This window comes from Vibrio sp. 10N.247.310.98, assembly GCF_041467395.1.
In the GTDB taxonomy this organism is placed as follows: domain Bacteria; phylum Pseudomonadota; class Gammaproteobacteria; order Enterobacterales; family Vibrionaceae; genus Vibrio; species Vibrio crassostreae_C.
On sequence record NZ_JBFSUL010000005.1, the window covers coordinates 81833 to 97267 of the forward strand.

13 protein-coding genes are annotated in these 15435 nt (G+C 42.3%); 6 read left to right on the forward strand and 7 right to left on the reverse strand.

All coding sequences use genetic code 11. The features are described from left to right. Positions 1–2: 2 nt before the first annotated feature. The 5 genes from AB6E78_RS03745 to AB6E78_RS03765 all read right to left on the reverse strand — a co-directional run bounded on the left by AB6E78_RS03745 (position 3) and on the right by AB6E78_RS03765 (position 5303). The gene (locus AB6E78_RS03745; RefSeq protein ID WP_372050575.1) at positions 3–1262 is read right to left on the reverse strand and encodes a ParA family protein; all 1260 of its coding nucleotides are present in this window, start codon (positions 1260–1262) and stop codon (positions 3–5) included. A gap of 530 nt (positions 1263–1792) precedes the next feature. Then, on the reverse strand, positions 1793–1948 hold the full coding sequence (locus AB6E78_RS03750) for a hypothetical protein (RefSeq protein WP_154724030.1): 156 nt from the start codon (positions 1946–1948) through the stop codon (positions 1793–1795). Positions 1949–2091: 143 nt separating this feature from the next. Then, positions 2092–3177 carry a hypothetical protein gene (locus AB6E78_RS03755; RefSeq protein WP_372128876.1) on the reverse strand — a complete coding sequence of 362 codons (1086 nt, stop codon included), beginning with the start codon at positions 3175–3177 and terminating at the stop codon, positions 2092–2094. After that, a complete protein-coding gene (locus AB6E78_RS03760) occupies positions 3177–4208 on the reverse strand; it encodes a recombinase RecT (RefSeq protein WP_081230253.1) in 1032 nt (343 codons plus the stop codon). Before AB6E78_RS03760 ends, AB6E78_RS03755 begins: the two co-directional genes overlap by 1 nt. A 15-nt stretch (positions 4209–4223) precedes the next feature. Beyond that, complete coding sequence (locus AB6E78_RS03765; RefSeq protein WP_136987028.1) at positions 4224–5303, reverse strand: PD-(D/E)XK nuclease-like domain-containing protein; 1080 nt, start codon at positions 5301–5303, stop codon at positions 4224–4226. A 206-nt stretch (positions 5304–5509) separates the two neighbouring features. On the opposite strand from AB6E78_RS03765, the gene AB6E78_RS03770 reads away from it, so the two are divergent. The 5 genes from AB6E78_RS03770 to AB6E78_RS03790 all read left to right on the forward strand — a co-directional run bounded on the left by AB6E78_RS03770 (position 5510) and on the right by AB6E78_RS03790 (position 10382). Further along, a complete protein-coding gene (locus AB6E78_RS03770) occupies positions 5510–6226 on the forward strand; it encodes a hypothetical protein (RefSeq protein WP_136987029.1) in 717 nt (238 codons plus the stop codon). Between the two features lie 98 nt (positions 6227–6324). Further along, on the forward strand, positions 6325–7029 hold the full coding sequence (locus tag AB6E78_RS03775; protein WP_102423357.1) for a hypothetical protein: 705 nt from the start codon (positions 6325–6327) through the stop codon (positions 7027–7029). Between the two features lie 4 nt (positions 7030–7033). Further along, on the forward strand, positions 7034–7645 hold the full coding sequence (locus tag AB6E78_RS03780; RefSeq protein WP_136987030.1) for an LPP20 family lipoprotein: 612 nt from the start codon (positions 7034–7036) through the stop codon (positions 7643–7645). 11 nt (positions 7646–7656) lie between these two features. Further along, on the forward strand, positions 7657–8124 hold the full coding sequence (locus AB6E78_RS03785; protein ID WP_102305722.1) for a metal-dependent hydrolase: 468 nt from the start codon (positions 7657–7659) through the stop codon (positions 8122–8124). Between the two features lie 1202 nt (positions 8125–9326). Then, positions 9327–10382, forward strand: a complete 1056-nt coding sequence (locus AB6E78_RS03790) for a replication initiation protein (protein WP_170964545.1) — start codon at positions 9327–9329, stop codon at positions 10380–10382. A 1555-nt stretch (positions 10383–11937) separates the two neighbouring features. Here the strand turns inward: AB6E78_RS03790 and AB6E78_RS03795 are convergent. Continuing rightward, a complete protein-coding gene (locus AB6E78_RS03795) occupies positions 11938–12696 on the reverse strand; it encodes a DsbA family protein (RefSeq protein ID WP_372153731.1) in 759 nt (252 codons plus the stop codon). Positions 12697–12877: 181 nt separating this feature from the next. Between AB6E78_RS03795 and AB6E78_RS03800 the strand changes: the two genes are divergently transcribed. Beyond that, positions 12878–13888 carry a hypothetical protein gene (locus AB6E78_RS03800; RefSeq protein WP_372128019.1) on the forward strand — a complete coding sequence of 337 codons (1011 nt, stop codon included), beginning with the start codon at positions 12878–12880 and terminating at the stop codon, positions 13886–13888. Here the strand turns inward: AB6E78_RS03800 and AB6E78_RS03805 are convergent. Then, positions 13885–15315 (reverse strand): DnaB-like helicase C-terminal domain-containing protein, encoded by a 1431-nt coding sequence (locus tag AB6E78_RS03805; protein ID WP_157939158.1) that lies wholly within the window; start codon positions 15313–15315, stop codon positions 13885–13887. The genes AB6E78_RS03800 and AB6E78_RS03805 overlap by 4 nt on opposite strands. Positions 15316–15435 lie beyond the last annotated feature (120 nt).

Consider the following 15435-nt stretch of genomic DNA (forward strand, 5'->3'; position numbering starts at 1 on the left):
GATTATTGCTCCTCACCTTTGTCCTGTTGTTTCCAAACGTCCGTGATCAGCTTATGAATGTCGGCCACCACTTCTTTACAGTTTGCCTGCGCCGCTTCCAACGCTTTACCTTTCTTACTGTCCATTGACCTAGAAAATTCGAATACACTGCTATGCTCGGACGCACAACGTTTCACGGCTTCACTGTGTTTCATTTTGGTCGACAATACCGCGTCGCCAAACTGACTGACTAGTGCATTGAAGATATCCAGTTCAGAGTCACTGCCCTTCCAGTTGGAAATGACAATCTTCGCAAAATCGTAGCCTTGATGACCTTTAGCAATGAAGTTGCCGATGATGCTGTCAAGATATTGAAAGTACGCACAAGTTGCATCGGTATCGTTATGTTCCGCCTTACACGGAATCAGCACGCTAGTCGCAGCGAAGTAACTGTTCAACGTTGCAAAACCCAATGAAGGCGGAGTATCAATCAATATGATGTCAAACTCACCATCGAGTGCATCTAAGATATTTTTCAAACGCGTTGTAGGGTCAACATTCTGCTTCTTCAAATCGTCGCTGGTACTCAAAGATTCCGTGTCTCTATCAGACTGGGACGCAGGGATAATTTTCAGATTGGGGATGAGCGTATCTGAAACGGCGTTGCGCACATCGTCTTGAAACGTCTCTGTATTAGGATCAAGAGTCATCAAGTCGCCAATGCTGGTGCGAGCGTCAGAAATATACTTAGCTCCATTTCGCTCAATGTGTTTGGTTTCGTGTTTATGCACTGGAGGGTAGAAACTTGTCAGAGTTGACTGGCCATCCATGTCAATAAGACAGATCTTGTAACCAACATGATAGTTAATCGCCAAACCTGTTGCTATTGTATTGGACAGTGACGTTTTAGATACCCCGCCCTTTTGGTTTTGAACGGCAATAATCTGCGTCTTTTGTTTCGCTGTTCTTTGGAATGGTTTGTGTCTTTTCTTAAGAACGGTGGTATTCGGCATGTTATCGCGGATCAAGTACAGCTCTTCAAGAGTCAGGTAGTACTGAATACCAACCTCAGCATAGCGTTTAGGATCGATACCTAACGCTTTCGTTAAATCGGTCAATACCTTTTGAGAACATTCGAGGTACTTCAATGCCTCAGCTTGTGTGAAAGAACGAGGTTGCTTTTCATTTGTTTCGCGGCGCAATTCCAAGAATTTAGCACCTCCGTCCCCAAGTTCGTCAACTAATTCAAGCGTCTTGAGCTGTTTCTCTGTCATTGTTCCCATAGCAATATCCACCAGTGGCCTGTTTGAAAGCTAGTATGAACCAATATTAAAGGTAAGAAAAGATATAATAAGTCAATTTTGGATAAATTTATTGAAATTCGACTTACGATACAGTTTTAAACTAATGATGTACTTTTCTGCAAAAGATAGGGGAACGATAGAGGAAAAAACAAAACACAACAAAAACAATAACTTAAAATAGTAGGACGCGTCCTACTATTGTACTTATCGGCCATGTTGTGCAATTCATAAACGGACGTGAGTAAGGAGTAATGGGTTTGAAGCCACCACTAACATACGAAAAGTCAGCTCTGCGATACATAAACGCGGGAACTGACTGAATGTTAGGCTTCAATGTATGAGAAAGAAATTTTGTTGTAGTAGTGACCAAACAGGTGTGATGAGAATGTGGAAATGCCAACAAGATGAAAGCAAATCAGAATGAAGCTAGTCACACTAAACAATCAAAATCTCTTACTATTCTGTCATGATGACAGATTGGAACACGGGTAAAATGCCGGAAATATACTCTACGACACTTGCTCCATTAGGTATTCAAAAGCGGTTTCTACCTGTGCTTCTGTCATCGAATCAAATTCAAAGCGTTCCATCGATTCAATTAACTGACTGGGTACAGGTTGTGTGTCGTGATCAGAGTGAGTGCTCGGCACTTTAGTTGTATTCATGTATCTATCACCTTCTTGTCTTTGATGAGTAGATACTAAATCAACAAAACACCCCCTCCCCCCATATTGGCGTTAGGTAAGCATAAACAGGGGCCGAGAATAGAAAACGGGGGGAGATTGGCTTTGAGGTGCAGCACCGAATATTAAATTTTCGTCTCTAGCTGGCTTGAAGAGGACTCTTCATCGAGACAACTAGAGTGGAATTGATAGCTAAAGACTTTCACTAATTCTTGCTCACGAAAACTCGCCACAACAGCAATTTGGTAACCCATCGTAAAGAAGTCGTCATAAGAATAAGGGATCTGTGTTAATCGCTCACCGGTATCAGTAAAGCCAAGTACCCATGTATTGGTGCTTGAATCGAAATCAATGATGGTCAGTAGAATTGAGCGTCTTGCATCGAATCGATACACAGAATTGGTGGCCATGGAAAAGGCAAACCCAAATTCATCGTCCATAGTAGGTTCAGCCGGGACACGAGCATCAGCAAACAGCTTACAGGCAGATAGCTGACTAAGGAGAGCTTCAGAACTGCCTTCTACTTTATTGAAGAAACCAGATATCGCTCCGAGGAAAGTATACCCGCGTTTATTCGCCATCTTTGCAAGACCAGGTAAATCAGATTGAGCTTCACTGTCAATCAGAATCGCAATTTCTGTCTTCACCACCGTTTTTCGCCATATCGGTACTAACGACATCCAATGGCTCATAGGAAGACCGGTATACCCTTGTTCAGTTTTCAACGTTGCAAAATATCCAGAATCCACAGGGTAAATTGTCAGAACAGCAAGGGTAAAATTACTTGTGCCAGAAGTAGGAAAAAAACTGCAATCTGAATGGAAACATGTCGTCGAGTCAACGGAGAGGATGTCGTTATCTATCCAAGACATTGACGCCTCGGGAACTCGAAAACGGACCAGAACATCTCTTTCACGCACTGCCTTATATTCCTTGGGAAGACCTAACATAGACATATGTGGCAAGTTAATGTCATCAGGATGTGTTCGCAAACTCTTCACGACTTGCTGGTGGATATACACATCGGCCTGCTCTTGAGTACACTCAACTTCTTTGACAGAGCCGGTATCGCTGCGCTTAGTTTTGTAGATCAGTTTTTTGGAGCGACCACTCACTACAGAATGAGTGAGGAATACATTCTTCTTCCCTTGCGTGATGATATTCGCAGTAGGCAGTCGCTCAGGTTCGTTGTAAGTTTCAGTGTTCGTCATTAGTACCCCCACCCGCCCATAAAGCCATCAGAACCAAGAGTGGTTGGCGATGGGTTATCAGTTGACGGTTGTTCTGTTGCATCTTGAACCGGAGGAATAAATTCCATTTTTGGTCCATCAGTGGAACCTGCACGCTTAATCAAATCAGCAGCAGACTCACCTGTGTGTGTAACTACCTTCGAAGTACACACAGTATTGGTGTTCTTGATTGGCTGTCCAAAGGTGTTAACAGGAACGTTGTTTTGGTTTGAACTTAATAATTGCTTCTCTTTCTTTCCACGAGCGATCTCGTGGTCCATGGTGGATTTCATGTTCGTCCACATATTATCTTCTACGCTCATGAGCGTTTTAATACGACTGCGGTAATGAGGCTTATCGAAACCGAGTTGATTGAACAACAAGCGCATCATTCTACGAATTGCAGATTTCTTACGCATCTGACCAACAAATGCAGTATTCCAAACCGACTGGTTAGAACTGAAACTCATAGCCGCCATAAGCTCGATCTCATCCAACTCTTCACGGGATAGTGCTTCACAATAAACATGCCCTCCCAGTGTCTCCCCAACAGCATAAGCACATAGTAAGTCCCCACTTGCATAGGCACCTTGAGAAGTATGCTCAGGCAGTGAACGAGAGCCATGATAGACAAATTGGTCATTGCTAAAAACTTGATCCGCTGTAACTTGCGCCATTTCACCTGACTCGAACGCTAAGTGAATCAGTCCGTGGTATGTCGGCATAAATTCCAACACGAAGAAATTCGATACATAATCGTGACGATACAAAAAGGTGCCGTGATTCAAGCCTTCCTCAACAGACAAACCAATGGTCGCTTGGTTCAGTATGCTCCAATACACTGAGTTCGCATCCATATTAGAGGTAATCGACTCACCAAAGCTTTCCAGAATGTATGCCACATATTCCAGCTCTAAGTCTGTATCAAGACCCGATTGGTTCTCAGCAACGATAGTCGAAAAATGAGGACGTGCAGCCTCGACTGCTTGTAATACTAGTGATTGATTAGTCATGATAGCGCCCTCCAATTAACGGCAGTACTTCGGAATAGTGATAGAAGTGATTCCTGATAGATTCACGCGTTTTGTCCATACGCCTGTAGAAAGGCAAGTCGCCAATGTATGTAGCCCATCTTTGAACTTAATCATCGATTCTTCCTTTCTTTGTAAGTCATAGACTTCACATAAATCAGCATCGACATACTCAATGCATGCAAACAAGAAGGCACCCAAGTTCACCTCAAGCAAGCTTGCTACGTAGGTATAGAACGCTTCTTGAATGTGATATCCCAAGTTACCCGCTTGCTTGGCAAACGCATCAGGGTCCGTACTCGCAGTTGTTTTTACATCAACGGCAATACAGTCGAAGCGTAGCCAGTCAAAGCGACACTTGAGCCACAAGCCAGTTTCTGGGCAGCGAGCGATAAAGGAGATCTCTGGTAACCCATCTTGAATCAATGCATCTGCATCAACATTATCTCGACATGTTTCGTGTACGCGGTGTGCATCGTCCCAGACAATGGCATCAATCGCTTTTTTACCTTTATGGATAGCCTTATTGTTGTGCTCTTCTAAAACCGTATCCCAAAATTGCAGGGTCGGTTCTACTGCCAATAACTCTTTCATCAAACGCTCTTTATTGGCGCTTTTTGGCACATTAGGGATGTTAAGCTTCTCAACAAGCGCTTGCATTTCTGCGACCGTTCTAAGGGCATTTGGGTAATCAGCTGGCACAATATCGCGGTAATAGCGGTCATAGAACCCATGAGGCTCTAGGACCAACTCATGACCATAAGTGCCTGCATCAAAGGTGCGTTGCAGCGACTTCGACACGGTTCTACCACGGTCAATATCGCTTATGTATTTTCTGTAAAAGTGGGCAGGGGATTTCTTTACAAGCAGTTTCAACTGAGATGATGAATACGCGGGTAGGGCATGGTAAACCTCGTTCTCCATACCAATGTAAATCCCCTCGATGAGCTCACCTTTTTCATCGAGCCAGCTCGGGGACCCATCTTTGTTGTATGCCTTAAGCACATCACAAGTACTACCATCAAATTTGAATGGAGTAACCGAATCTCTTAGCGAGCTAATCATTTCAGTAATCATAATATGCCTTCTTAAACTTGTTTGTGATGTTATGAATATACATCACGAAATCCATTTTTTAGTAGTAATCTCCCCCCACTTTGAAAATTAGCGAATTCTCCTTGAGCCCTTATATATCAATGTCTTTGAAAGAAATCCTAACTGTCTAAACCAGTCCAAAATCGGTGTATAACCAATGATGACAGAATCAAAAATGGACATCGAATATGCTAGGTATGAACTATGTAATTCCATACGCCAAACACAGAACAAATACTGGCAGTGGCGCAGGTGTGCCGTTGATATTGAAATCGAAAGGGCTCGCAAATGGTGAAGGACTTTATGGTGATTGCTTTAACTTGCCGATAAAGCAAGGCGGGGTGTGGTTGAAAGAAGCCGAAATGGAATCAATGCTCACGAGCACGCTGGTGGAGCTCGGTAAGATACCGAAGAAATTTATAATCACCCGGTTGAACTTAGGACCAAAGGCTGTTCCTGATGAGTTGTTTCTCAATATCTTTGCGAGACATCCTCTGCCCTCAAATGTGAAGCTCAATGGTGTTTGGGCAAGAACGCTTATCCCCGAGTCGCCGTTTGTACTTTCTGTTATCGACCTGCGTGGCCAGAAGTGTGAATTATCCGTGACGGAAAAAGTCAGCCTGCTGCTGGGCAATGTATCCGGAGAAGTCGCGATACTGTCAGACTCCCCTTATACGACCTTTCCAAAGTGCCAATATCAAGCCAAGATGCTGAACGCGGATTATGACAATGATGGCCGTGTAGCTGGGCGGCTATTGAATTTTGAACAGCTACAGCTTTCTAATGCGGCTGCGCTTTTGATCGATGAATCTACGAAACCAGAAAGACTTCAACAAGTTCTCCATTGGTGTGAGTTGTATCAAATAAAGGTCCGAAAGATAGACGCACGGCACGGTCAACAATAAATATTGCCAATTAACGCCCGAAAATTGGCTCTTTAATTGAAAACATCGTTTGAGGGAAACGTTACCTTATTACCGTCTTTACGTTTATTGGTAACTCTATGATCCACTTCCTAACTATTGCTGCCGCCATTTGGGTACTTAAGTATCTGATGGAGCGCTTCCAAAAGAGCAGAGTACTCGTGTTTATCACGGGAATAGTTGGTGTACCTTTACATGAACTCGGACATTACCTGATGTGCAAATTGGTTGGGTTTAAGGTAACCGAAGTGAAACTGTTTCAAATGCCGACTCAAGATAATCCCGTGCTCGGCTACGTAAATTACGAATACCCAATGACCATCTCCGGTTCAATTCGAAAAGTAATAGTCAGTATTGGCCCAATTTTCACAGGCATCGTCGCACTGTATTTCCTCTCACCACAAGTGACACCGTATCTTTTTAATAACAACACAATTGACCTAACGTTGTTCATGAATAAAGCAGGGTGGCAACAGTGGTTTCTCATCTGGGTTTTATCTTCAGTAACACTGCACATGCTTCCATCTCTCACTGACATCAAAATCGCAATGGCTGGCTCACTGTGGATTGGGGTGTTTACTTATGTCGGCTTAATCTACGCAGCTTCACACACCACAACCGTTCTAAGCAGCGTCAATATCTATCTGGAAGAAATGGCAGGTTTGATGAGTGTTGGGGCAATCATCGCAACGGTCCCAGTCGCTATAACGCTACTTCAATTTATTTTCTCAACTATGAGTTCGCGTATGTATAACAAAAGCGTTAATTCATTAAAAAGAGACTAGACCAATGAAAATGACTCAAAAGAAAACATTAGCTGCGTTCATGATTTCAATCATGGCAGTCGGTTGTGCATCTAACGACATGACCAAATTGGAAGTAGAAAAGGCGAAGCATGACGCAACGGTTGACCGTGTGGATGAGACACTGAGTAACATTCCATCTTGGTACATGAAACCACCGAAGTCTAACGGTGAAGGCTTTTTTGCAGCCGGAACAGGAATGAGTTCTGACTTAGACATGGCGGTAACCAAAGCGAAGATTAACGCTGAGTTCGAATTGGCCAAGAAATATCGCCAAATCGTATCGGGCAGTGAACGTGCGTACACATCAGAAACAACCAATTCAGCAACAACGGAAAGCAAAGTCGTATCGTTGACTGAAAAAACGATCGATAAGCTGGTGGCCAATGCACAACTGTCTGATTACGACGTATCGGATACTGAAGTTATTCGAGAAGGTACTCAGTACCGCGTCTATTTGCTGTCATTCATGCCATACGATTCGAACAACGACGGTAGTGATGATTTATTCCGTGATGTGCGAGCCTCAAGCGACATTGCCTTTAAAGACTTAGAGCGTCGCGTGGATAAAGCAACGAACGGCAACACGGGTGAGTAGGGTGGTGCTGCGTGAAGGCAATCAATCATCAAATCACAACAGCAAGCGCCTATTACATCTGCATGAATACCATGCAAGACACATTCTATTGGATGTCATTTGCAGGTATGGGTTTCGCAATGTTAGGAGCATTACTGCCTGACATTGACACGAGACATAGCAGGGTAGGGCGCATTGTACCGTTCTTGAGTATACCGATTGAAGGCATTCTTGGGCATCGAGGAGCGTTACACAGTTTACTTGCTGCGTTTGGGCTGTGGTTCTTGTGTGCGACGTATGAGTTTCCTTGGGCATACTCGCTGACTTTTGGCTATATAGCTCACCTGGTAGGAGATGCCTGTACGAAATCGGGAGTCAATTTCTTTTGGCCGATAAGCACTCGATATCGAGTGCCACTGACGCCAGCCAGTAACGGCTTCTTTGAGGCTGTCACAACACTTGGATGTGTCGCATTGGCGAGTTGGGTTGCATTGAGATAAGTCCAACCTGTGGTTCAGCTATGGATACTGGTTAAGAAAGTACATTGGATAGGATCAATATCACATAAAACCCGTGTGAAACGCGGATTTTGTGTGTGAAAAACAAAACAACACGGAAAACCTGTAATAAGTTACGGGTTATATGTGATGGAAGCACGGAAAATATGTGTGACCATATCTAATAACCACTAAAAACACGGATATATTGTGTGATTAATCGAAAAAGCATGTGTATACACGGATAAAATGATCAACAAGGGGGTTATGAATAGGAAACATAAGCAGGATAAGACCAAATAGCGTGAAGAGTGTACATTTACCGAGCACAAAACCATCAAAACAACAGTACTTCCTGTTTGTTAGCTTAAACGGAAAATATGTAATGTATTGATGACTGTTACGGAGAACTGGGAGAAGAACGGTTTTACCACAAACTAGACACTCACCAAGTGAGCGAAACACGGATAATATGTACATTTACACGGATAAACTGATCATCAAACCTCTTGGTTAGGTTCGTCGTTAAAAAACACGGATTAAATGTATTAATACGCGGATAAACTGATCATTGAAAGCAGTAGAATTGTCATGTCAGCTGTATAAACACGGATTGAGAGTAATACTACACGGATAAACTGATCATTAAAGACCGGTATTTGCCCCCACGCCTGTCATGTGACACGGACAAACTGATCTAAATGAACAGGGCTTAGGTGTGTCTTGGCACAAAACACGGATAAATAGATCAAGAATTCACTATGATTGGATGCATTTCAACCAAATAGAATATATGAGCGTGAGTATAAAACCTATAGTTATCGCAACTACCCTACATATAAAACTATATAAAACAATATCATAGCGAATTCAATGAAGTGATATCTTACAGTGTAAACGTACACGGAATATCTGTAGTGTTACACGGATAAACTGATCACATACGAGATAAATAGTTTGGTTTAGACATTGATACTATCGTTATTGGACGTGTTTAAAGGTATGAATGTGCGATTAATAATCAAGAAGTTGAAAGCGTTATAACCGATGACGAAGATGCCACCAGCGAACTTTCAATGCATGCGGAGAGTTTTTGTAGAAATACACGGATTTCTAGAGTTAATAACGGAAAAGCTGTGATGCTAACACGGATAAAGTGTTATACTTCCAGATAGTAGAAAATACAGTTGAGATTAGGCATGGATATGGTCAATACCTCGAAGAAGCATACACTTCCAAAACAGTTTAAAAAAGCGCATAAGCTTGTATTCTCCCAGCAAGACCTCACACAGCGTGAGGCAGACCTGTTTGCCTTAATGATAGCGCACATGAAGCCTGAAGATTGGGAGAATAATAACACGCCAACCTATCAATTCACATCAACTCAGCTTTCGCGATGGCTAAACATTGATCCAAAGGAACTAGCAAAGACACTCCGACCTGTTGCAGATAGACTGACTAAGAAAAATATTGGTGTGTTAGTTGAAGATGATACCAAGGATATCCAAGAGTTCGACTTCATCTCAATTTTCAAACGAGTGACATACAAAGATAGACGCCTGACAATGAAGCCGAATGAAGAGCTCAAAGATGCCTACATCGAGTATAATAATAGCTACGCTCTTATTACTACACAGAGCTTTCTTAGCCTTAAAAAAGAGTATGCCAAACGTCTCTATGAAATACTTAGTCGTTTCAAAGGCGGTGGGACTTACCTACAAACCTTTGATATTGAAGACTTAAAGGGCTTATTTGGACTCCATGACCCTGCAGGGAAGATCAAATCAGGAAAACGTTCTTTTTCCAATAACAGCGTATTTATTGATCGTTGCATCAAAGCCAGCATTAAAGGTATAGAAGAAGACTCAGAAACAAATCAAGAGATCATGTTCTACGACTCTGAAGATGGCAGAACCCATGGCTATGAGGTCTACCGTGAAGGTCGTAAGATATCAAAGATCAAATTCTTGTACCGTTGGGTTGAGAAGAAAGGCCCAGTTCAAAAGCTCAACATTGAAGATATAAAGCGGATAATCTCTTCATTAGAAATGAAGCGTGTCGGGGGAAGTGAGCTCACTACTGATGAGCTAAAGAACCTTTCACACTGTTATACGTCAATAGGCGAACAAGACAGAGCAAGCAAGATAAACGTAGCTATCAAGCGTCGTGAAAAAGAAGAAGAACAACGTGTGGAAATGGCTCAATCAATTGAAAGCTTCCTTAACGAAATTAACAGCCTATCTGTTGATGATAATTACTAATAAAAACAGAGGCTTAATTAACTTATGCACAGCTCAAAACTGTGCTAAAAATCTATTCAGTGTCAACATGGTGAAAACACGGATAAAGTGTGTGTTTGAAGAGAGCTAAATGATCAATAAACAAGGATATACAGATCAAAGAATCGGATAGAAAGATCATAAGTTCGGGTAAGATGATCATATGTTCGGAAAATGAGATCAAACATACGGGTAATGTGTAACTGAAACCGATAAAAGTTCTTTATAAACAATTACTTAAGATACTCCATAGTTATTATAGATCCCATAGTTCCAATACTAATAATAGATATTAATAGTTATTAATATAGAGTGTAGATAATATTAGAAGTTAGAACACATGGCCACAGATCTTCATGTATTGCTTTTCTCTTGAATCCAAACGCAGTTCCAAATTGACATCTATTGGCATTAAAAAAGAACCCTTATTGATCGGGTTCTTTTTTTCGTTCAAGAGAAGCCATCTGCACTACTCTGGTTCGTCAGCTGAAATCACCCATTTATCAGCCACCAGCCGCGTTAGAAAGGCATCGAAGAATTCTTTTTTACCGAAGTATACCCATTTCATGAAAATCATTGTTGCAGTAGCTACACAGCACCTTAGTTATTGCTTCATTCACTTGATAGTGAATTTCTTGGATATACACATGGTACGAATCTTCGCCATCACCGAACGCTAGAATCACCCCTTTTTGAATCAGTTCAGAAGGGAGTTCCAATTCCTTTTTGTACGTTGAATCGATGAACTTATAGAAGTCGGGGCCGGTGTCCCTCGCGGAAGTAAGTACAACGTGACTTTTCTCATGGTAGATAACCTTTGTTTTGATCTCGTGGTGATTTCTTATGTATACATCAACGACCATTTCAATGAAGGAAAATGAAAATAAAAGAGTTGTTCAAGTTAGGAAACTGAAAATGCCAAGGGTAAAGTGTCTTTTTAGAAAAAAAAAAGGCCCCGCTCCAATGCAGGGCAACTTTTATTATTGTTAAGTCGAAGCCTATCCCCAGGTTATCCGACTTTTCACCACACGTAACTGTCACCACACAGCACGCCAAAGAAGACTGAGGCAATCTGCTTAGGTGTGCTGTGTGACGGTTGCTACACGCGATGAGGGATCAGTGAAAAATACATTTTCAATAAATTCAGTCGAGGACTGGTATGATCAACGGGACATATCACCCGACTAATAAGGGAACTACCGGATAGTGGCAGAGAACTTAGAAGATTTTGAGAACTGAAGTAATTATAATAATGGTGTGTGGTTTTGTATAGTTTATATGCAAACCGGCTGGCTTAACTTTGAACTTGGTGGAGCCGCTGGTGGTTGGCTTGTGGCACAATGACGACAGGCTATAGCAATATAGTGACTAGCTTGTGGCACTATAAGTAAAAAAAAACCCCCGAAGAACGGGGGAGTATGTGTGGTGATTTCGTAGTTATGCCTTACTACTTATAGTTAGTCTGCTCCACTCCCTCCTTGGAGTGACTTTGCAGGGCCATACGAGTAAATACCTCCACACCAATGCACGATGCTTCCTACTTACTAACTGCCTGCCTATTAGTCTGATTTACTAGTTGGCTATATTGAAGGTTCACTTCTTCAAGCATCTGTTGACGACTGATTAACCCCCCGAACTTTTTTTCACCAATATAAAAAGTCGGAGTTCCAGTAAGTTTCAGATCTCTAAAAAGTTTATTATTTTTATTTAAAATAGCACTAACTTGTGACGAATTCGCTGCCTTTTTGATGATCGAGCTGTCTAATCCCATCAGTTCAGCAAGCTCATATGCCTTCTGCGGGACGGACTGCTGCATTGAAAGAAGCTCTTTGTGGAATGCTGGATATGCATTGGGAGAGATCTGATTTACAGCAATGGCTATCTTTGCTAATTCAGTGGAATTAGCACCTAAAATGGACACATCTTTATACACGAATCGGATGCGTTTGTCTTTACCTAAAAGGGGAGCCAACTCCGTTGCACCCCTTTTACATACTCCACATGCGTAGTCAAAAAACTCCACCACAGTGATCTCTCCAGCTTCATTAAGAACCGGCGTATCTTCATCATAATACAAAGATTTTGAAAACATTTGTTTATGCTTCATTGTTTGGTATGTCCTCACGGATTCCACTCCTGCGATTAAGAGTTCAGGGTTTGATTGGAACGCTTTCATAAGCATCGAGTTGAATTGTTGTTGTGACATTTCAACTTCAGAAGCTGATGCGGTAGCTGCAGAACCAATTGCCAAAATTGTGAATAAAGTCGTCGCTGTCTTCTTGAACAAAGGTGCCATCATTAGATTCCTCGATTTGAGTGGTCGTAACATAGTGCTCGATGAACAACGTTATGTTTTCAATTAAGAGAACTTTTTTTCGAGATAGATTGAAACGGGGGGAGAAAATTGACGCGATGATCGGGGAAAACCATAATGAGTTTACCCACCCCAGTTATGAAAAAATGTATGGAGCGTTACTATGGACCCGATCAGTAGAATGAATTCCCTCATTACAGAAAGCTTTAATTCTGTAAAAGAATCGCAATCAGAAGTGCTTGAAACATTGGCCACTACAACAAGGAAGGTGTTCAAAGAAATTACTCAAACAACACCGAATTGGAGGCAGAAGCTTTCAGAAATTGCCAATGATGCAACTTGCGCCAATTATGTTGGCCACGTTGTCTCTAACAGACACACTCCAGCAGAGCTACTTCAGTCACAGGCAACTGACGACTTTGTTCTTAACGAATTACAAGTGACAGCGTTCGTGGTTTACGAAATGGTGGAACGAGGTTGCCCTGAGCCGACTCAGCTCAAAGATCTGAATACTGCTATCCAGAACGTAACGCTGAAGTCATTAAACAGTTTCCGCAAGTTACTACGCCGCCATAACTATGATATCGACTATCTTTCAGATCGTGTACAAGAGGCTGCCTTGGAAACGATTCGTGCTGCACGCTGCTATAAGCATACGGGTATAGCGAGCTTTGATACTTACGCGAGCGCTCGCGTTAAGACCGTTGTATCAAGAAAAGAGCTCCACCATACACTGATGGTGAAAGTATCAGACCGGGACATTTCAGGCGCTTATTCAAAAGCAATTGAAATTAATTCCGAGAAAACCAACAACAAGCTGACCCCAGATTCCAGTGCATCATCGTACTTACCCAAACCATTGTATGACTTTGAGCAAGGTTCGAACGACAATCGATATGGGGTAACTAGTGGATGTAGCGACAATGTGGTGTCGGATTTGACGCATCTTAAGTTGAGACAGCACTTGATTGCCCAGTTAAAGACCCTCAATGCGAACGAGAAAATTGTGATCATGAATGAGATGGGATTAGTAGCCGGTACATTGAATCGAAACGACTTGGTTGAATCTCTCGGTTTCTCCTCGTCTCGATATACCCAAGTTAAGACAAGCGCCTTACAAAAGCTAGGCGCACATAAGTCACTTTCTAAGTCATGGGAACGTGCGCTTGCTTAGTTGATGAACTCAATTCCACTCCCATTGGGACTGTTGTTTGGCAGAGTATCGTTAGTTTCGGTATTCTGCTTTTTGTTGTCGGTCCTTTGGTATTGATCAGCAATAGGTGACGCAGCTGGTGGTGCGCTTTGCGTGTAATTGAAGGAATCTTTAATTTGAGCGTATTTTCCAATGAAGGTTGTTTTTGCAGAGCCTATAGCTGATTTACGAGCTTTGCTAATAATCAAATGAGCGACACCAGGTTCATTTTGAGGATCATACATTTCCGGTCGATAAATAAAGCAGATGATATCCGCATCTTGCTCTAGCGAACCTGACTCTCGTAAGTCGGAATTCACTGGGCGTTTATCAGCACGCTTCTCGATATCGCGAGACAATTGGGATAGTGCTACAACAGGTACTTGTAACTCTTTCCCCAACGCTTTGAGCTGTCGTGATATTTCTGAGACTTCTAAATTTCTATTATCAGTTTTGTATTTTTCACTGGTTAGTAACTGAATGTAGTCCACACCAATACCAGAAATCTTTCCATTATGCTGCCGATAAAAGCGACGTGCGCGACGACACAACTCCTCGACGGTCATTGAGCCGTCATCCATCTCAATATTGTAATCACCGGATCTACCTAGCGCAGATGAACAATCAGCCCATTGAGTATCACTCATGCTGGCGTTTCGAATATTACTCAGTGGTACGCTTGCCAAGTTAGATAGCAAATTCTCTCCAATCGATTCTGAGCTCATTTCAAGGGAGAAAAATAAGAATGGTGCATCGTTTTGATAACTTGAGTTTTTGATAACGTTCAGGAGTAAGGTGGTTTTGCCATGAGATGGACGGCCTGCAAGGATGATGAAATCTGCAGGTCGGAATCCACCAAGTGCTTCAAAGCATGCAAAGCCCGACTTAAATGCATTAAATTCCCCTTTGCTTCTGCGCTCCATGTTGTCCAGCGTTGCAGCAAAGGCATCTTTCAATGAAATTGGGCCTTGCTCATTGTCCTTTTCCACTTCGTCATAAGACTCAACAACAGAATGCATCGAACCTATGATTTCATCGGTCGTCTTGTTTGACGAACATTGTGTTAATAGCTTTTGAAGCTCCACCTGAAGTGTTCGTTTGTTGTTAGTGTCGTTGATTTGCGAAACATAGTCAGAAAGAGCATTTATGTTTGCTGGTTGCGCTAGTGACTCCATGGCAACTGTAGTAATCGCGTCGACTCCCTCTTGCCCATACTCAGCGTATACACGCGCTTTAATCGTGTTTAAATCGATTGATTGTTTATCTTCGTGCAATTGGAAGCAGGTATCGATGAGAACCCGTGTCGCTGTATCACTGACAACGTTAGTTTCTAGGTCGAGTTCGTCAATAACGCCATCGTGGGAGAGGATGAGGTTAATCACTGGGTGGTATAAATTAAACTTTAACATGGTAATGCCCATCGGATACTAGGACATAGTTGATACAACTTTTGAGAGTGAATTTAGAGAATTGAGTGGGGGAGGTGGTAGGGAAACCCAAAAAGTTAACAACGGAGTGGGTTCAATCGC

Bases quoted from the DNA above. Each gene is read 5' to 3' on its own strand.
- AB6E78_RS03765 (WP_136987028.1), bottom strand. From the start codon at position 5,303: ATGATTACTGAAATGATTAGCTCGCTAAGAGATTCGGTTACTCCATTC.
- AB6E78_RS03770 (WP_136987029.1), top strand. From the start codon at position 5,510: ATGCTAGGTATGAACTATGTAATTCCATACGCCAAACACAGAACAAAT.
- AB6E78_RS03800 (WP_372128019.1), top strand. From the start codon at position 12,878: ATGGACCCGATCAGTAGAATGAATTCCCTCATTACAGAAAGCTTTAAT.
- AB6E78_RS03745 (WP_372050575.1), bottom strand. From the start codon at position 1,262: ATGGGAACAATGACAGAGAAACAGCTCAAGACGCTTGAATTAGTTGAC.
- AB6E78_RS03750 (WP_154724030.1), bottom strand. From the start codon at position 1,948: ATGAATACAACTAAAGTGCCGAGCACTCACTCTGATCACGACACACAA.
- AB6E78_RS03775 (WP_102423357.1), top strand. From the start codon at position 6,325: ATGATCCACTTCCTAACTATTGCTGCCGCCATTTGGGTACTTAAGTAT.
- AB6E78_RS03755 (WP_372128876.1), bottom strand. From the start codon at position 3,177: ATGACGAACACTGAAACTTACAACGAACCTGAGCGACTGCCTACTGCG.
- AB6E78_RS03760 (WP_081230253.1), bottom strand. From the start codon at position 4,208: ATGACTAATCAATCACTAGTATTACAAGCAGTCGAGGCTGCACGTCCT.
- AB6E78_RS03790 (WP_170964545.1), top strand. From the start codon at position 9,327: ATGGTCAATACCTCGAAGAAGCATACACTTCCAAAACAGTTTAAAAAA.
- AB6E78_RS03805 (WP_157939158.1), bottom strand. From the start codon at position 15,315: ATGTTAAAGTTTAATTTATACCACCCAGTGATTAACCTCATCCTCTCC.
- AB6E78_RS03780 (WP_136987030.1), top strand. From the start codon at position 7,034: ATGAAAATGACTCAAAAGAAAACATTAGCTGCGTTCATGATTTCAATC.
- AB6E78_RS03795 (WP_372153731.1), bottom strand. From the start codon at position 12,696: ATGGCACCTTTGTTCAAGAAGACAGCGACGACTTTATTCACAATTTTG.